Genomic DNA, 19,771 nt, shown 5'->3' on the forward strand with positions numbered 1-19,771 from the left:
ATCACACCGCAATCCGACAGCCATTGATTGACCGTTTGGAATAACTTACGAGTGAGTTTGTGTTTTTCCAGCAAGTGCCGGAAATTCATAATGGTAGTGCGGTCAGGAATGGCTTTATCCAGTGACAGTTGTGCAAACTGACGCATCGAATCAATCTCGTAAAGCGCATCTTCCATCGCCTCATCACTCAGACTGTACCATTGCTGCATACAGTGAATGCGGAACATCGTTTCCWGTGGATAGGGACGACGACCATTGCCCGCTTTTGGATAAAAGGGCTCAATCACTTCCAGCAGTTGAGTCCATGGTAATAGGTTGTCCATCCGAGATAAGAAAATCTCTTTACGGGTCTGGCGGCGCTTGCTGGAAAACTCACTATCGGCAAAAGTTAACTGTTGGCTCATGGGCGGTAATGGCTGTGATTTACTATGTAGCTATGATCTCACATCAGGGACTTATTCGCATCTTCCCTAATAAATTTAAGCAGTGAGGGTGCTTCGCGAATGCTTTGACTATATCTTCCTCTGAACTATTTCCTTCAGCAATGGCTTCAAGTTGGTGGACACTCACTATAAAGTTAGTAAAGCTCTCAACGGTTTCTTTAACATTGCTAGGTATTTGTTCTGAATCAAGATCAGGGTTTTCTTTATCGTTTAGAGGAATAATAGAGCTAAGAAGCCATGCCCTTATCTCTTGTCTATCTGTAGGAATATCTAGATCAAAATCTTCCATGACTGAGTAGTTTCTTTCCTGTTTTTGAATAAGACAAAAACTATTAGAAATGGCGTGAAAAGTCTACAACTGACGTTAACTGACTAAAACAGGCGTTATTCAAAAAAGTTATAACAAAAAGTGCTAAAAAAGGCCTGTTCTATGGCGGCACAGGGGGCGGCACCAGATTTTGTTAAAATCGTAAGCAGTTGAATTTTATAAGTAAAAAGGTCTATCTGGTCTCCCCACAGGGACTCGAACCCCGATCGATCGCTTAGGAGGCGACTGCTCTATCCTGTTGAGCTATAGGGAGACGAAAGTGATTATACTGTTTTTCATCGCGATGAAAAGGCTTTAGATTTAGTTGCTTAATTAGTGCACTAATTAAGTTAGATTTTCATCGCGATGTCGTTAATTTGTATGTTGATTGCACCATTGGCGCCTTGCAGTATGGCGGTGGCGCTTTCCTGGGTCACCTGATCTATGGTGATTTGGGCTCGAGATTCGCTGGCAACCGCCCGCATGTTATCCAGGCGATCCGGCAGATTCTGCTGTAGCACCAGTTGGAATTTATCCCCAACTTTCACGCCATGATTACGCCCCAGATTGATGATAACCCGGTTGTCGACGCGGGATACCACCTGCCCGAGTAGCGGACGGCAATCGAGCACCTTGTCGATATCTTCGCTAGCCTGGGTCAGCAGCATCTCGATGTTCTTACCATAGCTAGATGCCCAGAAACGGTTGCTATGGGCCGGCACCGTGGCCTGGCGTTCAAATTCCCAAGGGGCAGGGGCGTCATAGTATTCACTCCAGATCTGCTCGCCGCTGATGCCGTGGTAGAGGGAGAGGCGTAGCTGAAACTGGCGTTGGGGATAGCTATCCCATAGGCCAAACAGGCTGCCTTCGACTGGCGCCGTGGAGATGTCGATGATCTCCGGCAGTAGTATATATTGGCTGTCGGTGATCTCGCTGAGCCAGCTGGGGAGACGATAGCCGCGGATGTCGATGAGGGACTGCTCGATATCGAGTCGCTCATTGGCGTGGACATGGGCGAAACTCGCCTTGCCTTCCCGGCCTATGATGGTGCCGAGTTTTTCTGACAGGGCTTTCTCTAAGTTACCGAGATTGCCATATCTAAGTTGGCTGCGATCGGCAATTTGCGCCTGGGGCACCAGAATCGCCGCCTTGAGTTGACTGGCCCCACAGGTCTGCACCTTAGCGTTTTGCAGTACATCGACCCTTAGATTGACGGTGAGGGTATCGTCCTGGATGCGCTCGCTGATCAGCTCGACGCGGCCCGCCTCGGCCTGTTGCGACATAGAAAACTGGGCCTGTGTCAGCTTGCCGTTCTGGGTATGCTGCACGCTGGTAAACTGGCCGCCCGATTGTAGGGTGACATAGCTTAGGGCCTGCGCGATGGCATCTTCTCTCGCCTGAGTGATATTGCCGTTGATGATCTTGGCTTCGCCTTGGGCCTCGAGCCACTGAGCCATTACCTGAGTGTTAAAGGCGGCGAGTAACAGCAATAGTAATTGAATTCGTTTCATCGTATCTGTCTCGACTGAGCTGGTTTACCTGGCGCGTAGGCGGTGCCAAAATGCTGACAGTTTTGCGCTCATTTTAAGGTTTCCATTAAGTAAATAAGCTCAAAGCAATATCTGTGCCCGAGTTGGTTCATCCCAGGTAAAATGCCTGAAGGGTATGAGATGAGAGCCTATTTTCCTGATGACTTTGCCAAGTTAGCGCGTTAAGCGTGAGAGCAAGTGTAAAATGAGTAGGGCTAAGTTTATGGCATATAAATTGCTGCGATATTGCCAATAGGTTTGGCTGGCCACAAATATGGCGCAGCCGAGTTGCTATATTGGCCTAGGTCAATATCGAAAACCATGGGACATCATGATGCGAAACGCTTTGATAATATCTTCCCTGTTGCTGTTGGGGGCCTGCGCGGCAAATGAGCCTGCCACGCCAAGCTTGCAGAGCGGCAATAGTTTGCCTGCTAGCTCGTCGGTGATACACGTGACTCAACAGCTGGCAAATGAGTTGGTGCGCCAAAACGATCAGTTGACGCCTAAGCAGCCTTTGCTGGTGGCGACGCCTGTCTTGCTGGACAATCTTAAGTCGACTAACGCCTTGGGGCTGCAGATACAACAGGGACTGATCGCGGCCATGCATGATCATCAGTTTAATCTGGTGGATCTCAATGTGGGCGAGAACGTTAGGGTGACGGGCCAAGGCGAATTGCTGCTGACGCGGGACTGGCGCCAACTGCCCGCGGATCTGCCGGTTGAACATGTGCTGGTATCGACCATGAGTCTGAAGCCCGATGGGGTGGTGGTAAATAGCCGCATCGTTAATGTTACTAATAATCGTGTGGTGTCTGTGGCAGGGGCAAGCGTCAGCCAGGCCGAGTTGTCTGACTACCTTAGCCTGTCTGAGAAGGTGGTCGCCCATGACGGTAAGCTGATCCGTTATAACAGTCAGGGTCAGGCAGATGTACAGATTAAGGGAGTCAAGCAATGAGATATTTAATTGTGGTGTTGCTGATTGTCCTGGGTGGCTGTGCGTCTCAAGACAGATACATTCAATGGGAAACCCAGGCGCCAGAGAGTTTTCCTAAATTAACGGCTATCGGCTATGCGCCGCTGGCGACTCAGCCGGCCAAAGAGGCGTCGCAGCGAGTGTTGATGGCGATGCAGGCATCGAAAATCGCCGCCTATCGTGAGCTGGCAGAGCAGGTTTATGGCCAGCAGCTATCGGCATCCAGCAGTGTGAAGGATTGGATGCTGTCCGATGACAGCATTCAGGCATCGGTGAGCGGGGTGATCCGCGGTGCGAAAGTGGTAAAGAGCTATCCGGTTGGAGAGCATTATGTGACCGAGCTGGAGCTAGACTTCCAGCAGGTATGGGCCTTATACCAACAGCAGAATCGACCGCAGACGGTGAAGGAAGTGACCTATTTCTAGGGCCTGTTGATCTTTGCCGTTTGTTTTTGCAGCAGTTTGAAGGTGATTTATACAAGGCAGAGCCTGTGTCGTGTAGCCTTCTACACAAACTGGCGATAACGCCGTAGAAATGGCCTACAAATGCTGCCCAACGGGTTCATCTAAACGCGCGCTGCACTTTGTTGTTCGCCATTCACATAGAGTAACTATGCTTCATGGCTCTCGCCTCGCGCAAAACGCGTTTAGATTGAACAAAAATTAAACTTGAAAGATCAACAGGCCCTAGTCGCCAGCAATAAGAAAAGCCTCTGTTAAAGAGGCTTTTTTATGTCTAAAGATTGCTTTTAAGGGATGGCTAGGCTTTTAGATTATTGCCAAGCGTCGAGATAGTCGAGGTCTTGCCCTTGCCGTCATAGGTGAGGCTATTGGCGTTACGACTGGCCTGAAGGGCCTGGGAGAAACGATTGACGCTGGCCATGCTGTGTTCGATAAGCGCGGCATTTTGCTCGTTAAGCTGTTTACACTCCGCTAATGCTTGCTTGGCGTTGTCGACTTGGGCAATAAGCTGGGGCTCCTGAGTGAGCCTAGGGAGTTCAGGATGCGCAGCTAATTCGGTATCACCTAGTTTGATCTCATTTAACAACTGGGCCTTTTCACTGGCGAGACGCAGCAACTGATCCGCATCTTGTGCGATCAGCGCATCCTTCTCTGCCGTGATGGTCTGCTTTAAGCTGTCCAGTAACTTGTGTTGATTGGCGATGATATCGATTATCTGCGTCATAACGAATTAGTTAAGATCCTGAAGTTCCTTCTCAAACTGCGCGATATTAGTGGCGAGTTTGTCGGCATCTATCTTATAGCGTCCCTCGGCAATCGCGGCCTTAATCTGTTCGACCTTCTTGATATCGATTTCAGGAATGTCATTTAACTTGGCCTGGGCACTTTGCAGTTGCTGTGCCTGAGAGGTGATAGAGACTGAGTCGCTCTTCACCGTCTGTGATGGAGCGTTAGTGGCAGCAGTCGCACCTTTGTGCTGCGAGGCTTTTGCGCTGGCATTGCCAACCCGGTTGTTAGTGTTTGTATTTACGTGCTTAATATCTATAGGCATTGTGGGGTCCAACTTACATAAATGAGATCAACATACTTGTCTATCGGCACTCATGGTCAAAGCTTTAGGATAAAGTTTCAAAAAACAGTATAAATTTTTGCGCGTCAAAGGTCATCAGGATCACATCCTGACTTCCACCTCGCCAATGCCTGTCACGTGTGCATCAACTGTCTTGTTAGAGCGGCTATTGCGCACCCGTATCTTATCGCCAAGGTTACCATCTTTTAACGCTTCACCGTTGGTTTTTATCTCGAAATTATCGGATCGTGCATAGATGGCAACGATATCTCCCTTGCAGACAAAGCAGAGGTTACCGGCAAACAAAGGCTGATTGGCTGGGATTCTTCGCTTCACCCGGGTGCCAGTCACCGCCGCTGGGTCATCAAATTGCTGGCCCCTGAGTTGGTTCTGCTCGATATAGTCGAGGCGAATTTGATCCGGCTCGATGATATCGCCGGGCCCCAAGGTCTGATTGGCGACCACCACAGGGAAGAGCACCTCGACACGAACCGAAATATAGATCTGCCAGGGGTAGTCGAGATCTGGGCTATCACAGCTGATCTTGACCGTGTTGTTTTTACTGATGGCTCGGTCGCTGGCGATTTCCGCCTTAGGCTCACCCAAACAGGCGGGGGGCTTTAACCGGGTATCCAGGCTTTGGGGGGTAATAATGACCTTGGCGTCCTGGGGTAAGATAATTTTTTCCTGTACTACCTCTGTAGCTAATCGCGCTATGGTCGATACAGAGGGGACACTGGTCGTCTCCGCCGCCTTTAAGGGCAGAGAGATGAGTAACAAAAACAGAAAATATGCAAAATTTACTTTCATAATGAATTGACTAGCTTGATTAGCCAGATTACACCTATACTTCGTTTGAAGCGCCAAGGCTTTGCCATTTTTTTGTGAGAAATGAGTGTCATAAATTTGACAAAGTAAAGGTCTGGTTGTCATATAACTAGATAAAGCAATTAGTATGCCTATACTCATATTTATCATGGGAACGGCTTCGCATTCACCCGACAACAGGGCAAAGGCATTATGTCGAGTATTCTTGAATCAGTTAACAAACGCACCCAACTCGTAGGACAAAACCGCTTAGAACTATTGCTGTTTAAATTAAACGGGCGGCAAAGGTTTGGTATTAACGTATTTAAGGTGAAAGAGGTGCTGCAGTGCCCGCCGCTGACCGGTCTGCCTAAGCTCAACCCTTTTGTGAGAGGCGTGGCCCATATTCGCGGCCAGACGATTTCGGTGATCGACCTCAGCGCGGCTACCGGTGGTAGACCGATTGAAGATACCGAAGGTTGTTTCATTATCATCTCAGAGTACAACCGCAGTGTGCAGGGCTTCCTAGTTAAGTCGGTCGAGCGCATCATCAACATGAATTGGGAAGCCATCATGCCGCCGCCGCAAGGGGCGGGCCGTTACTCTTACCTGACCGCCGTGACCGAGATTGAAGGCGAGCTGGTGGAGATTCTCGATGTTGAGAAGATCCTCGATGAGATCTCGCCGGTTAAGACCCAGATCAGTCAGGAGGTCGACGAGCAGCTGACCATCGACAGGGAGCGTCATTATCACATCATGGTGATCGACGACTCGGCCGTGGCGCGCAAGCAGATCATTCGTGCCCTCGAATCATTGAGTCTGCAGATCGATACCGCTAAAGATGGTCGTGAGGCGTTAGAGAAACTGGTGACAGTCGCTGCCGAGATGGATAACGTGGCCCATGAGATCCCTCTGATCATTTCTGATATCGAGATGCCAGAAATGGATGGCTATACCCTGACGGCAGAGATCCGCGACAACCCGAAATTGAAAGACATTAAGGTGGTGTTACATACCTCGCTTAGCGGCGTATTTAACCAGGCCATGGTCGAGAAGGTGGGTGCCAATGACTTTATCGCGAAATTTAATCCTGATGAATTAGCGGCGGCGGTGAATAAACATCTTAGTTTGTAATTTGTACTAAGTTGGGCCTGAGCCTAAATTTGGTAAGTTTAGGCTTGTATCAGTGAGTTAGCTAATGTATAACGCTGACCTCTGCAACGCTTGCTATAGTGTATGTTGTAGCCTGTTTTCTTTTTTGATATTGGGATATCAAGGTGCCGAATAAATCACTTGCCGAAGCCGAGTACAACCAATTTAAATTATTTCTGGAACAACACAGCGGTATTGTGTTGGGCGACAATAAGCAATATTTGGTTCGTAGTCGACTCGCGCCTCTGATGGGGAAATATAATCTTCCCTCATTATCTGAAGTGGTTAAACATTCGATGAAGCCCACCGAGCGGCAACTTCGTGCCGAGGTGATCGACGCCATGACCACCAACGAGACCCTGTGGTTTCGCGATCGCTATCCCTTCGAGCTGTTAGCCAATAACCTCTTGCCCGAATATGCCCGCTTGGGGCGTCCGCTGAAGATCTGGTCGGCCGCCTGTTCGTCGGGGCAGGAACCCTATTCGTTGGCCATGACTATCTTGGAATACCAGCAGCGTAAGCCTGGCGCCTTGCCGGGTAGTGCGACTATTCTGGCAACGGATCTGTCCCCCTCAATGTTAGAGCGCTGTAAGGTTGCCGAATATGACAACCTTGCCCTGGGTCGTGGCTTGTCCGAAGAGCGCAAACGTCAGTTTTTTGAACCCACGGGCACTGGCTCCATGGTGGTGAAGCCCAACGTCAAGCGTCTGGTGAATTTCAGGGCGCACAACCTGCTCGAGAGCTATACCTTGCTGGGTAAGTTCGACATCATCTTTTGTCGTAACGTGCTTATCTATTTTGCTCCTGAGGCAAAGGCCAAGATACTGCGGCAATTTGCTGCCGCCCTAAATCCCAAGGGCATACTGTTTCTGGGGGCATCCGAGTCGATTGCCGGTTTGACCGATGAGTTTGACATGGTCAGGTGTAACCCGGGTATCTATTACCAGAAGCGGACCTGATGCACTTGCTCGGGCGCAAGTTTAGCCAGTTAAAGTGCTAACTCTCTGAGTTTGCTATCAAGTTTCAAATGCCAGCAATCGCTGGCATTTTTTATGCCTTGCATTTCTATCGCGCATCTATCTGTGCAAGTTACCCAGAGTCGATTTTATTGGCACAAGTATTGCTTTGTTTATGACATTCGTGTGTGGAGGCAATTTTATGGCGATTAGTTTCGATAAGGCATTGGGGATACATCAGTATACCTTGGGGATACGATCGGCACGGGCCGAGGTGATCTCGTCAAATATCGCCAATGCCGATACCCCCCATTACAAGGCGAAAGACCTTGATTTTGATAAGGCGCTGCAGGCGGCGCGCACGGCCCAAGGCGGGCTGGCGATGAGCCGTAGCAACGAGAAACACTTCGACTTGGCGGCGCTTTCTCAGCAACACATTAGTTATCGGGTGCCAAATCAGCCCGATACCGGTGATGGCAACACGGTGGATATTCAGCAGGAACAGTCTGAGTTTATGCAGAATGCGCTCGAATATCAGATGTCGTTAGGTTTTCTTGACGGTAAGTTTTCCGGCCTGAAAAAAGCCCTTAAAGGAACGTAATCATGAGCCTTTTTAATATCTTCAATGTGGCAGGCTCCGGCATGTCTGCTCAGTCTGTGAGGCTGAATACCACTGCCAGTAACATCGCCAATGCCGATTCGGTCTCCAGCAGTGTGGATAAGACCTATCGCGCCCGCCATCCTGTGTTTGAGGCGGAGCTGGCCAAGGCGAGCCATCAGCAGCAGACCAGTCAGGCGGTAAAGGTGGCCGGTATCGTCGAGAGTGACAAGCCGTTGCAGAAAGAGTATTCGCCGGATCATCCATTAGCGGACGCCGATGGGTTTATTTATAAGCCAAATGTCAATGTGATGGAGGAGATGGCCAACATGATCTCGGCGTCTCGCTCCTATCAGATGAACGTGCAGGTTGCCGATGCGGCAAAGTCTATGCTTCAGCAAACCTTACGCATTGGCAATTCCTAGGGGGTAAGTCGTGAGCCTAGTTAATCCATTAAATACTCAGGTTGCGCCAAACAGTTCGACCCAGAGCGCCAAGACGGTGGCGCCTCAGGCTTCCAGTAGTCAGGCAACCACCCAGACCACGGGAAATCCTTTTCTCGACAGCATGCGCCTGCAAGAGGAGTCGTCGATTCCTGAGGCCAAGAGCCAGGAGCTGACCCAGGAGGATTTCTTCTCCTTACTCAGTCAGCAGTTGTCGATGCAAGATCCGTTTAAGCCGGTGGATAACGACCAGATGATCGCTCAGATGGCATCCTTCTCTACCGTGGACGGCATCACTAAGCTCAACGAGGAGATCGTCAATCTTAATACTGTGATGACCTCGAGTCAGGCGTTGCAGGCCTCGGGACTAGTAGGACAGAAGGTGTTGATCCCATCGGATACCGGGCATATTTCGGCGGAAGAGCCTGTGCTGAAAGGGGTGATCAGTACGCCAGAGCCTATCGAGTCGATCACGGTACGCATCGAAGATGAGAAGGGGCAGTTGGTTAAGACCTTCACCGTCGACGGCAGTGATGGCGGCAACATCGATGTGGCCTGGGATGGACTGGATAAGGATGGGGAACCCGTTGCCAGCGGTAATTATTCCATCAAGGCATCGGGCAAAGTCGATGGTAAGAGTGAAGATTTAGCCGTATCGACCTACGCTCACGTGACGAGTGTTTCGCTGGGGACGGCAAGTACCGGCGCGATTCTCAACTTGAGAGGCATAGGCGGTATCAAACTCGGTGATGTTCTGGCCGTGTCTGAAACCTAGACAAAGCAGAGCGTTAGGGCATTTAGGTCCAGAACAGATAACAAATTTTTAGTGAGGTGATTTATGTCATTTAACATTGCATTGAGTGGTATCGCGGCGGCGCAAAAAGATCTCAATACCACGGCGAATAACATCGCCAACGTGAACACCACAGGCTTTAAGGAGTCGCGCGCCGAGTTCGCCGACGTGTATGCCAGTTCTATTTTTGCCAACAGCAAGACCACAGTCGGTGGCGGTGTGACCACAGCCCAGGTGGCTCAGCAGTTCCAGCAGGGCAGTCTGCAATTTACCAGCAATGCGCTGGATATGGCGATCAATGGCGGTGGTTTCTTTGTCACCTCATCAGAAGTGGGCTCGCAAGATCTCTCCTACACTCGCGCCGGTGCCTTTAAGGTGGACGCCGACAGCTACTTGGTTAACTCGGCCGGTGCCTATCTGCAGACCTTCCCAGTCGATAAGGATGGTAACTCGACCTCGGTGAGCCTCACCACCACTCAGCCGGTGAAGATCCCCGATACCGCGGGTAGCCCGCAGAAAACCGACAACATCGGCATTCAGATGAACCTCAATGCGGGTGAGTCTACTCTAGATCCAGCTAACTTTAATCCGAACGACCCAGACACCTACAACAATTCGACCTCGGTCACCATGTATGACTCGCTAGGTGAGCCCCATATCCTGACCACCTATTTCGTGCGCCCACCCCAGGCGGCCTATACCGGCACCAGTAACTGGGTGGCCTTCTACGCGGTAGACGGTAAGCAGGTCGATCTTGCAGGCGCCGCGGGCACCTATGGTCGCGATACCACGGGTGACGGTGTGGCCGACTCGTCCGGCACGGCGGTTAATTCCAGCGGCTGGAAGGGCTCAGTGCTGTCGTTCAACGACACTGGTGCCTATATAGGTAGTGATCCTGCGGTGATCACTACAGAGACGCTCGGGGTCAGTGGCGCCAACGTGTTAGGCCCTGGTACAGACGGCAGCCAGACGCTAACCCTCAACTTCAACAGCCCGACCCAGTACGCTTCACCGTTCGAGGTGACCGAGCTGAGTCAGGACGGTACTACCGTTGGTCGTCTGACTAACGTGGAAGTGGGCGCCGATGGTTTGATCAACGCCAGCTACAGCAATGGCTCAACCGTACCGCTGGCCCGTGTCGCCTTGGCGCGCTTCTCAAACGAGCAGGGACTGACTCAGGTGGGTAATACTGCTTGGAAGGAGAGCCTGGATTCTGGTCCGGCACTGGCAGGTGAAGCCAACAGCGGTACCTTCGGTAGCATTCGTTCCTCGGCGCTTGAGCAGTCAAACGTGGATCTGACCACAGAGCTGGTGGACCTTATCTCGGCCCAGCGTAACTTCCAAGCTAACTCGCGTACGCTGGAGGTTAACAATACCCTGCAGCAGACGGTACTGCAGATCCGTTAATCCCTTAGTGAAATGTGTTGCCCAAGCGGCAACACATTTCCGCTTCACTTGCCGCTTAGCTTTTCCTCCCTTCGCTTCATTTCTATCTGCTTGATTTAAGCAGTCTAACCAAATCCATTGCTTGGCATGATGTTTGCTTTGTTCTGTTATTAGACAGTTTTAGTTGAAACATTGACGGAGCAGCAAGTGGATAAATTACTCTATGTCGCCATGAGTGGCGCCAAGCAGAATATGCATTCGCTGGCAGTGCGTGCCAACAACCTTGCCAACGCCAATACCGACGGCTTCAAGTCGGATCTTGAGCAGGCCAGATCAATGCAGGCCTTTGGCGAAGGCTTGCCGACGCGTGTGTTTTCCATGACAGAGAACCCGTCGGCCAACTTTGCCGCCGGCCCTATCAAGACCACGGGCCGGGATCTCGATATCGCGGTGAAGGGTGATGGTTGGATAGCCGTACAGGCCGTCGATGGTAGCGAAGCCTACACCCGCTCAGGCAGCTTGAGTTTCGATACCTCGGGTCTGCTGCGAAATGATAGAGGCAACCCCATTATGGGAGATGCCGGTCCCATCGTATTACCGCTTCCTATCGAGAAGGTCGAGATTGCCCAAGATGGCACCATCTCGGTCAGACCGCTTGGCTCTACCGCCGAGGTGATCGAGGAAGTTGGCCGCATCAAGTTAGTCAACCCTGGCAATCAAAACCTGATGCGTGGAGAGGACGGTCTGTTCCGTCAAATGTCTGGCGTGAATGCCGCGGCCGATCCCAATGTTGCCGTGGAGAGTGGGGCTATTGAGGGCAGCAATGTCAATGCCGTCGACGAGATGGTCTCTTTAATCGATCTGCAGCGTCAGTTTGAGATGCAGGTCAAGATGATGAAAACCGCCGAAGAGATGGATCAAGCCTCTTCGTCATTAATGCGCATTAGTTAGGAGATAGATTATGCATCCGGCGTTATGGATTAGTAAGACTGGCTTAGATGCCCAGCAAACAGATATCTCGGTGATCTCCAACAATGTGGCGAACGCGAGCACAGTTGGATACAAGAAGAGCCGAGCCGTCTTCGAAGACCTGCTCTATCAAACCGTCAACCAGGCGGGGGGGATCAGCGCCTCTAATACTAAGCTACCCAACGGCCTGAACATAGGTGCGGGGACCAAGGTGGTGGCGACTCAGAAGATGTTCACCCAGGGCAATATGCTGACCACAGATAACTCACTGGATCTGATGATCGAAGGTCCGGGTTTCTTCGAGGTGCAGCTGCCCGACGGTACCACTGCCTATACCCGTAACGGTCAATTTACCCTGGACGATACCGGGCAGATAGTGACCCCAGGCTCGGGTTATGTGCTGCAGCCTGCCATCACCATCCCAGATGATGCCACTAGCATCACCGTCTCTGCAGAAGGTGAGGTGTCGGTAAAGACCCCAGGCGCGGCGGAAAACCAGGTGGTAGGCCAGCTGAGCATGTCAGACTTTATCAATCCGAGCGGCCTGGACCCTATGGGGCAGAACCTCTATCTGGAAACCGGTGCCAGCGGCACGCCTATTCAGGGCACGGCATCACTGGATGGTATGGGCGCCATTCGTCAGGGGGCGCTCGAAACCTCTAACGTTAACGTGACCGAAGAGCTGGTGAACCTGATCGAGAGTCAGCGTATCTACGAAATGAACTCTAAGGTGATCTCGGCCGTCGACCAGATGCTCTCTTACGTCAATCAGAATTTGTAGAGGTTTGATATGACTAAGTTTGAATTGACTAAGTTTGATATGGCTAGGTCATTCGTCTTAGTGGTCGCGCTGGCGTTGGTGGGCTGTGCCTCAACCAACCAGAAGCCGATCGCCGACGATCCCTATTATGCTCCCGTGTATCCCGAGGCGCCGCCGACCAAGATCGCCGCCACGGGCTCCATGTATCAGGACAGCCAGGCCTCAAGCCTCTATTCGGACATCAAGGCGCTTAAGGTTGGCGACATCATTACCGTGATCCTGCAAGAGTCGACCAAGGCGAAGAAGAGTGCCAACAACGAGCTAAAGAAGGGCTCAGATCTGACGCTGGATCCCATCTATGCCGGTGGCGGCAACGTCACCATCAGCGGCTCGCCTATCGATCTGCGCTACAAAGACAGCATGAACACCAAGCGTGAATCAGACGCCGACCAGAGCAACAGCCTGTCGGGCAGCATATCGGCCAACGTGATGCAGGTGCTCAACAACGGTAACCTGGTGATCCGCGGCGAGAAGTGGATCACTATCAATAATGGCGATGAGTTTGTCAGGCTCACCGGCATAGTGCGCTCGCAAGATATCCGTCCCGATAACACCATCGACTCTCAGCGTGTGGCCAATGCCCGTATTCAGTACAGCGGTACAGGTACCTTTGCCGATGCGCAGAAGGTGGGTTGGTTGAGTCAGTTCTTTATGAGCGACTGGTGGCCCTTCTAAGGAGCGATGCCATGAAGATGAAAATAATATTGGCCTGTGCCCTGATGGTGTTTTCTAGCGTCAGCTCGGCCCAGCGCATCAAAGATATCGCCAACGTGCAAGGGGTGCGTAGCAACCAGCTGATAGGCTATGGTCTGGTGGTTGGCCTGCCTGGCACAGGCGAGAAGACACGCTATACCGAGCAGACCTTTAAGACCATGCTGAAAAATTTCGGCATCAATCTGCCGGATAACTTTCGTCCTAAGATCAAGAACGTCGCCGTGGTGGCGGTAAGTGCCGACATGCCCGCCTTCATTAAGCCGGGGCAGACGCTGGACGTGACCGTATCAAGCCTGGGTGAGGCCAAGAGCCTGCGCGGCGGCACACTATTGCAGACCTTCCTCAAGGGGGTCGACGGCAATGTATACGCGATTGCCCAGGGCAGCATGGTGGTCAGCGGCTTTAGCGCCGAAGGACTCGACGGCTCTAAGGTGATTCAAAACACGCCGACCGTCGGCCGTATTCCCAATGGTGCCATCGTCGAGCGTACCGTGGCGACGCCATTTTCCACCGGCGATCATCTGACCTTTAATCTGCGCCGCGCCGATTTTTCGACGGCCAAGCGTCTCGCCGACGCCATCAATGATCTCCTGGGCCCAGGGATGGCTCGTCCATTAGATGCCGCCTCGGTGCAGGTGAGCGCGCCGCGGGATGTGTCTCAGCGAGTCTCGTTCCTGGCGACGTTGGAAAATATCGAGGTGGAGCCAGCATCTGAATCGGCCAAGGTGATCGTCAATTCTCGTACCGGCACCATAGTGGTGGGCAAAGACGTGCGTCTGCTCCCTGCGGCGGTGACCCATGGCGGCCTGACGGTAACCATCGCCGAGGCGACCCAGGTATCGCAGCCTAACCCGTTGGCAGGCGGTAATACCGTGGTTACCAGCGAAAGCACTATCGATGTGTCCGAAGAAGACAATCGCATGTTCCTGTTCAACCCTGGCACCACCTTAGATGAGTTGGTCAGGGCGGTGAATCTGGTCGGCGCCGCGCCTTCGGATGTATTAGCCATCTTAGAAGCGTTAAAGGTGGCAGGTGCTTTGCATGGTGAGCTTATCATCATCTAAATTTTGTCGCAGACGAGTTAGTCGTCGCCAAGGTATCGGGACTGAACATGGATAAGCTGTCAAACGCATCGCATTTCTTGGACATAGGGGGCCTGGACTCCCTACGTGCCAAGGCGCAGAAAGATGACAAGGCGGCGCTCAAAGAGGTGGCGCAGCAGTTTGAAGGCATATTCGTGCAGATGTTGATGAAGAGCATGCGTGATGCCAATGCGGTGTTTGAGTCCGACAGCCCCATGAACAGCCAATACACCAAGTTTTACGAGCAGATGCATGATCAACAGATGTCGGTCAATCTGTCGGACAAGGGGATGTTGGGCCTTGCGGATCTCATGGTGCAGCAGCTCTCGCCGCAGGCGAGTCAGCTAACGCCGGCTTCCGTGCTGCGTGGCGGCATGGAGAGTCCGGTTGCACAGTCGGCGCCTAAGCCTTTGGCTATTAACGGAGCTAGCAGCGCCAACAAGCCAATGCCTCAGATACTCGATGAGGTGATGAGCGGCAAGGTCTTGCCGTCCCAGGCACCAACCGGGGTGGCAAATCAAGGTTTTGAGAGCCGTGAGGCGTTCGTCAAAGCTGTCTACCCTCACGCCGAGCAGGCGGCGAAAACCCTGGGCACCCACCCCGAGGTATTGATCGCTCAGTCGGCACTCGAGACGGGGTGGGGACAGAAGATGGTGCGCCGCGCAGACGGTCAACCCAGCAATAACCTATTTAACATCAAGGCCGATCGCCGCTGGGAAGGCGAGCGTGCCGGCGTGAGTACCCTGGAATTTGAACATGGGGTTGCGGTGAAGCAACGCGCCGATTTCAGGGTGTATCAAGATATCAAACAAAGTTTTGACGATTTCGTCTCTTTCATTTCCGAAGGCGCTCGTTATCAAGAGGCGATGGAGAAGGCCGCCAACCCTGCCGCCTTTATCCGTGGCCTGCAGGATGCCGGTTATGCCACAGACCCTGATTACGCCGACAAGGTGCTCAAGGTGATGCAGACGGTAACTCAAGCCGTAAAGAAAGAGCTCGGCGCCAGCATGCTTGGCAAGTGATGAGTGGGGAGTAATAAGTGATGAGTGCGCAATTTGAAGCAAATGCAACAAGAGGTGAAGCATAATGTCGATGGATCTGCTTAATATCGCCCGTACTGGCGTGCTTGCCTCACAGTCGCAGCTGGCGGTAACCAGTAACAATATCACCAATGCCAATACCCAGGGTTATCACCGTCAGGTCGCCGAGCAGTCTAGCCTGGAATCCCAACGCCTTGGCAACAGCTTCTATGGCGCCGGAACCTATATTACCGACGTGAAGCGGATCTATAACGAGTATGCCGCGCGCGAGCTGCGTATCGGTCAGACGGCGCTGAGTCAGGCGCAGACCACACAGACCAAGACGAGCGAGCTCGACCAGCTGTTTTCACAGATAGGCAAGGCGGTGCCTCAGAGCCTTAACGACCTCTTTGCCGGACTCAATAGTCTGGCGGATCTGCCTGATGATATGGGCATTCGCGGTAGCCTGCTGGGCAATGCCGATCAGATAGCCAAGGCGCTTAATCAGATGCAGTCGCAACTCGATGGTCAGATGAAACAGACCAACGATCAGATCTCGGCCGTGACGGATCGCATCAACGAGATCAGTACTGAACTCGGCCACATCAACCAGGAGCTGATGAAGTCTCAAGGGGCCGATATGCAGCTGCTCGACAAGCAGGATGCGCTGATCCAGGAACTTAGCGAATATGCTCAGGTTAATGTGATCCCGCTGGAGTCGGGTGCCAAGAGTATCATGCTCGGCGGCGCCGTGATGTTGGTCTCTGGCGAAGTCTCCATGCAGATGGGATCGACCACAGGCGATCCTTATGCCGGCGAGCTGCGTATTACCACCACGGCAGGCGATCAGACCTTAGTGGTCGATCCCAGCAAGATGGGTGGCAGCCTGGGCGCCCTGTTCCAATTTCGCGACGAGACACTGATCCCGGCGCAGCTGGAGATGGGTCAGTTGGCACTGGGGATTGCCGACAGTTTTAATCAGGCTCAGGCGGCAGGTTTTGATCTGAACGGCCAGGTGGGCAGCGACCTATTTCTCGATATTAACGATCCTGCCATGTCAGTTGGCCGCGCCGGTGCTTATGAGAACAACGCGGGCAATGCGGCCTTAAGGGTAAACATAGATGATGTCAATGCCCTGTCCGGTGGCAGCTACGAGCTGACCTTTACCGCACCTGCTACTTATGAGCTTAAGGATTTAGACACAGGCACTGTGACGCCACTTACCTTAAATGGCAGTCAGTTGACCGGTGGTGACGGCTTTAGCATCAATATCGATTCTGGCGCCATGGCCTCCGGTGACAGGTTCGAGATCCGTCCAACATCGGGCGCCGCAGCCGGCATCAAGGTGGTGATGACAGATCCCAAGGAGATAGCCGCCGCCGCGCCTAAGATAACCCAAGATGCCGCTAATTCTGGCAATACCCAGGTGAAGCTGGTGAGCATAGATAATCGCAGCGCCGCTAGTTTTCCCCTAACCGGTAGCGAGCTGACTTTTGAGATTGATACCGCGGCAAATACCTTCGAGGTGTTCGATGCGGCGGGCAACTCACTTGGCGCCCCGGCAGCCTTTACGCCGCCATCTATCAGTGCCTATGGCTTCACCTTCGAGGTGGATAGCAGCGCACCGGCTACAGACAGATTTACCTTCGATCTCAGTTTTGCCCCTGGGGATAACACCAATGCGGTGGCTATGGCCAAATTGTCAGAAACCAAGCTAATGAACAATGGCGGCTCGACCCTTGCGGATGTGTATGAAAATACCAAGCTGCAGGTGGGCGGCAAGGCAAAGGCGGCCGAGGTAGCCTTTGGTTCGGCCGAGGCCGTTTATTCCCAGGCCTATACCCGGGTGCAGAGTGAGTCGGGCGTAAACCTAGACGAAGAAGCCGCCAATTTGATGCGTTTCCAACAGTCTTATCAGGCATCGGCCCGGATCATGACCACGGCCACAGAAATTTTTGACACCCTCTTTAGTTCGGTGAGATAGGAGCCTTAATTATGCGGATCTCAACGGCGCAGATGTTTCAGCAGAACATCAACAGTGTGCTTAACAAGCAATCGGCGACCAGCAAGATCATCGATCAGATTGCCAGCGGCAAGCGGGTGAATACTGCTGGGGACGACCCTGTGGCTGCTATCGGTATCGATAACCTGAATCAGCAAAACGCCCTGGTCGATCAGTTTATGAAGAATATCGACTATGCCACCAACCGTCTGGCCTTGACCGAGAGCAAGCTGGGCACGGCAGAAACCCTAACCGGCTCGGTTAGAGAGCAGATCCTGCGTGCAGTGAATGGCAGCCTGTCCGATTCTGAGCGGCAAATGATTGCCGATGAGCTTAAGGGCACATTGGAAGAGCTCGTTTCGGTGGCCAATACCAAAGATGAATCGGGCAACTATATGTTTTCAGGTTATGAAACCGGTAAGCAGCCCTTTGCATTCGATGCAGCCGGCAACGTGGTCTACAGCGGCGACAGTGGCGTGCGTGACGCCATAGTGGCATCTGGCGTCACCCTAGGGACGAATATCCCTGGCGATCAAGCTTTTATGAATGCACCTTCCGGCCTTGGCGACTTTAGCGCCAATTATTCGACGGGGCAGGTAGGAGATTTTAGGGTGCTGAGCGCTACCAACAGTAACCCGGCCGCACTCGATACATATAGCTTTACCATGAATGGTACAACCCTTGAGGTTCGAGATTCGTCCGCGACCCTGGTCACGACAGTTCCTGGTTTCGATGCCGCCGATCCCATTAGTTTCAGCGGTATCGAGGTGAAACTCGATGGCCAGCCTGCCCCAGGGGATACCTTTAGTATCACGCCGCAATCCCAGGTGAGCGTCTTCGATACCATCAACCAGGCAATCACTCTGCTCGAAGATCCTAATAAGGTGAATACTCCCCAAGGTAAAGCTGAGTTGGCACAGATGTTGAATAATATCGATAGTGGTGTCAATCAGTTGAGCATTGCCCGGGGAGAAGCCGGTAATAGCTTGAAGCAGATTGAGCGTTACAGTTCGGCCCATGTGGAAGAAAAGCTGGTGAACAGTTCGGCGCTCTCAATGCTGGAAGATTTAGATTATGCCTCGGCGATAACTGAGCTCGAGAAACAACAGTTGGCCTTAAATGCCGTATCGAGTGTGTTTAGCAAAGTCGGGTCGACGACACTTTTTGATTATATCTAAACGGGCTCAGGCCTTTGACAAACTTAACTTCTAATTTATTAGCCAAGCTCAACGTCTTGGCAGTGCAACCAAGAAGAGGAAAACACAATGGCTATTAATGTTAATACCAATGTCACATCGATGAAGGCGCAGAAGAACCTAAATACTTCTTCTCAAAACCTGGCAACCTCAATGGAGCGTTTGTCGAGCGGTCTTCGCATCAACAGTGCGAAAGATGATGCTGCGGGTCTTGCGATCTCAAACCGTCTGAACTCTCAGGTTCGCGGTCTTGATGTGGGTATGCGTAATGCTAATGATGGCATTTCTGTGGCGCAAGTTGCAGAAGGTGCAATGCAAGAGCAGACCAATATGTTGCAGCGTATGCGTGATTTGGCAGTACAATCTGTGAACGGTGCAAACTCGGTAAGTGACCGAGCGGCTCTGCAGGCTGAAATTACACAGCTAACAACAGAAATTACTGCCATTGCTGATACTACAGCATTTGGTAACACTAATTTGCTTGATGGTACCTTTACCGCAAAGGCATTCCAAGTAGGCCATCAAGGTGGGGAAAATATATCTATTAGTATTACTGATACAGATGCCACCGCTCTTGGCGTGAATGCTCTGGCTGTCGATACGGATGCGAACTCTGCGCTAGCAATTACTGCGATTGATGCAGCTATTGCTACAATTGATGCTCAGCGTTCAACCTTGGGGGCTGTGCAGAACCGTATGGCACATAATATTAGTAACAGTGCTAACACCCAGGCCAACGTGGCGGATGCTAAGAGTCGTATCGTGGATGTGGATTTCGCTAAAGAAACTTCGACCATGACTAAGAATCAGGTATTGCAGCAGACAGGTTCCGCCATGCTGGCCCAGGCTAACCAGTTGCCTCAGGTTGCTCTGTCACTACTGGGTTAATCACGCAATTTTTGCTCACAACAAAACGGTGCAAACTAGTTTCTTGCACCGTTTTTGTTACTTTCTCATCTATTAAGTTATTGATAGATATCAGCTAAAAAAAATAGCCTATTTTTTATAAAAAATTTTCTAAAGATCGAAAACCCGCTGCCGTTAAGTAT

Annotated in this window: 22 protein-coding genes and 1 tRNA gene; 16 read left to right on the top strand and 7 right to left on the bottom strand. The window is 51.9% G+C overall.

Going from position 1 to position 19,771, the window contains the following annotated elements:
- From L1D47_RS15940 to L1D47_RS15955, 4 genes are all read right to left on the bottom strand, one after another.
- Window positions 1-404, bottom strand: a 404-nt coding sequence (locus L1D47_RS15940) for a transposase (RefSeq protein ID WP_239886003.1), incomplete at its 3' end; no start/stop codon positions are given.
- Window positions 405-447: 43 nt separating this feature from the next.
- On the bottom strand, window positions 448-732 hold the full coding sequence (locus L1D47_RS15945) for a hypothetical protein (RefSeq protein WP_239886004.1): 285 nt from the start codon (window positions 730-732) through the stop codon (window positions 448-450).
- Between the two features lie 216 nt (window positions 733-948).
- Window positions 949-1,024, bottom strand: a tRNA-Arg gene (locus L1D47_RS15950).
- 76 nt (window positions 1,025-1,100) lie between these two features.
- Window positions 1,101-2,261, bottom strand: coding sequence for a flagellar assembly protein FlgT (locus L1D47_RS15955; protein ID WP_239886005.1), 1,161 nt, complete (start codon window positions 2,259-2,261; stop codon window positions 1,101-1,103).
- Window positions 2,262-2,733: 472 nt separating this feature from the next.
- Here L1D47_RS15955 and L1D47_RS15960 point away from each other — a divergent pair, with 472 nt between their 5' ends.
- The gene (locus tag L1D47_RS15960; protein ID WP_239886006.1) at window positions 2,734-3,237 is read left to right on the top strand and encodes a FlgO family outer membrane protein; all 504 of its coding nucleotides are present in this window, start codon (window positions 2,734-2,736) and stop codon (window positions 3,235-3,237) included.
- Window positions 3,234-3,680, top strand: a complete 447-nt coding sequence (locus L1D47_RS15965) for an LPP20 family lipoprotein (RefSeq protein WP_239886007.1) — start codon at window positions 3,234-3,236, stop codon at window positions 3,678-3,680. The genes L1D47_RS15960 and L1D47_RS15965 overlap by 4 nt, the downstream gene beginning before the upstream one ends.
- Window positions 3,681-4,014: 334 nt before the next feature.
- Here the strand turns inward: L1D47_RS15965 and L1D47_RS15970 are convergent, their stop codons facing one another.
- From L1D47_RS15970 to flgA, 3 genes are all read right to left on the bottom strand, one after another.
- Window positions 4,015-4,440, bottom strand: a complete 426-nt coding sequence (locus L1D47_RS15970) for a flagellar protein FlgN (protein ID WP_041510613.1) — start codon at window positions 4,438-4,440, stop codon at window positions 4,015-4,017.
- Window positions 4,441-4,446: 6 nt separating this feature from the next.
- On the bottom strand, window positions 4,447-4,767 hold the full coding sequence (gene flgM / locus L1D47_RS15975; RefSeq protein ID WP_041510614.1) for a flagellar biosynthesis anti-sigma factor FlgM: 321 nt from the start codon (window positions 4,765-4,767) through the stop codon (window positions 4,447-4,449).
- Between the two features lie 120 nt (window positions 4,768-4,887).
- On the bottom strand, window positions 4,888-5,595 hold the full coding sequence (gene flgA, locus L1D47_RS15980) for a flagellar basal body P-ring formation chaperone FlgA (protein WP_239886008.1): 708 nt from the start codon (window positions 5,593-5,595) through the stop codon (window positions 4,888-4,890).
- Window positions 5,596-5,805: 210 nt separating this feature from the next.
- On the opposite strand from flgA, the gene L1D47_RS15985 reads away from it, so the two are divergent.
- The 14 genes from L1D47_RS15985 (at window position 5,806) to L1D47_RS16050 (ending at window position 19,610) form a co-directional block, all read left to right on the top strand.
- Window positions 5,806-6,726: a chemotaxis protein CheV gene (locus L1D47_RS15985; RefSeq protein ID WP_041510616.1), complete on the top strand. Its 921-nt coding sequence runs from the start codon at window positions 5,806-5,808 to the stop codon at window positions 6,724-6,726.
- A gap of 137 nt (window positions 6,727-6,863) precedes the next feature.
- On the top strand, window positions 6,864-7,703 hold the full coding sequence (locus L1D47_RS15990; protein ID WP_239886014.1) for a protein-glutamate O-methyltransferase CheR: 840 nt from the start codon (window positions 6,864-6,866) through the stop codon (window positions 7,701-7,703).
- A 199-nt stretch (window positions 7,704-7,902) separates the two neighbouring features.
- Window positions 7,903-8,301 carry a flagellar basal body rod protein FlgB gene (gene flgB, locus L1D47_RS15995; protein WP_041510618.1) on the top strand — a complete coding sequence of 133 codons (399 nt, stop codon included), beginning with the start codon at window positions 7,903-7,905 and terminating at the stop codon, window positions 8,299-8,301.
- Between the two features lie 2 nt (window positions 8,302-8,303).
- Window positions 8,304-8,723: a flagellar basal body rod protein FlgC gene (gene flgC, locus L1D47_RS16000; protein ID WP_041510619.1), complete on the top strand. Its 420-nt coding sequence runs from the start codon at window positions 8,304-8,306 to the stop codon at window positions 8,721-8,723.
- Between the two features lie 10 nt (window positions 8,724-8,733).
- Entirely contained in the window at window positions 8,734-9,516 is a 783-nt protein-coding gene (flgD, locus tag L1D47_RS16005) for a flagellar hook assembly protein FlgD (protein ID WP_041510620.1), read from the top strand.
- Window positions 9,517-9,579: 63 nt separating this feature from the next.
- Window positions 9,580-10,941, top strand: a complete 1,362-nt coding sequence (flgE, locus tag L1D47_RS16010; protein ID WP_041510621.1) for a flagellar hook protein FlgE — start codon at window positions 9,580-9,582, stop codon at window positions 10,939-10,941.
- Between the two features lie 186 nt (window positions 10,942-11,127).
- The gene (gene flgF, locus L1D47_RS16015) at window positions 11,128-11,871 is read left to right on the top strand and encodes a flagellar basal-body rod protein FlgF (protein WP_041510622.1); all 744 of its coding nucleotides are present in this window, start codon (window positions 11,128-11,130) and stop codon (window positions 11,869-11,871) included.
- A gap of 10 nt (window positions 11,872-11,881) precedes the next feature.
- Entirely contained in the window at window positions 11,882-12,670 is a 789-nt protein-coding gene (gene flgG / locus L1D47_RS16020; protein ID WP_011865151.1) for a flagellar basal-body rod protein FlgG, read from the top strand.
- Window positions 12,671-12,709: 39 nt separating this feature from the next.
- Entirely contained in the window at window positions 12,710-13,384 is a 675-nt protein-coding gene (flgH, locus tag L1D47_RS16025; protein WP_239886015.1) for a flagellar basal body L-ring protein FlgH, read from the top strand.
- An 11-nt stretch (window positions 13,385-13,395) separates the two neighbouring features.
- Complete coding sequence (locus tag L1D47_RS16030) at window positions 13,396-14,487, top strand: flagellar basal body P-ring protein FlgI (protein WP_239886009.1); 1,092 nt, start codon at window positions 13,396-13,398, stop codon at window positions 14,485-14,487.
- Between the two features lie 47 nt (window positions 14,488-14,534).
- Entirely contained in the window at window positions 14,535-15,527 is a 993-nt protein-coding gene (flgJ, locus tag L1D47_RS16035) for a flagellar assembly peptidoglycan hydrolase FlgJ (RefSeq protein ID WP_239886010.1), read from the top strand.
- Between the two features lie 64 nt (window positions 15,528-15,591).
- Window positions 15,592-17,508 (top strand): flagellar hook-associated protein FlgK, encoded by a 1,917-nt coding sequence (gene flgK / locus L1D47_RS16040; protein WP_239886011.1) that lies wholly within the window; start codon window positions 15,592-15,594, stop codon window positions 17,506-17,508.
- 11 nt (window positions 17,509-17,519) lie between these two features.
- Window positions 17,520-18,704, top strand: coding sequence for a flagellar hook-associated protein FlgL (gene flgL, locus L1D47_RS16045; protein WP_239886012.1), 1,185 nt, complete (start codon window positions 17,520-17,522; stop codon window positions 18,702-18,704).
- A gap of 87 nt (window positions 18,705-18,791) precedes the next feature.
- Window positions 18,792-19,610: a flagellin gene (locus L1D47_RS16050; RefSeq protein WP_239886013.1), complete on the top strand. Its 819-nt coding sequence runs from the start codon at window positions 18,792-18,794 to the stop codon at window positions 19,608-19,610.
- The last annotated feature ends 161 nt before the right edge of the window (window positions 19,611-19,771 follow it).

The organism is Shewanella sp. Isolate7 (assembly GCF_022398425.1).
Lineage (GTDB): Bacteria > Pseudomonadota > Gammaproteobacteria > Enterobacterales > Shewanellaceae > Shewanella.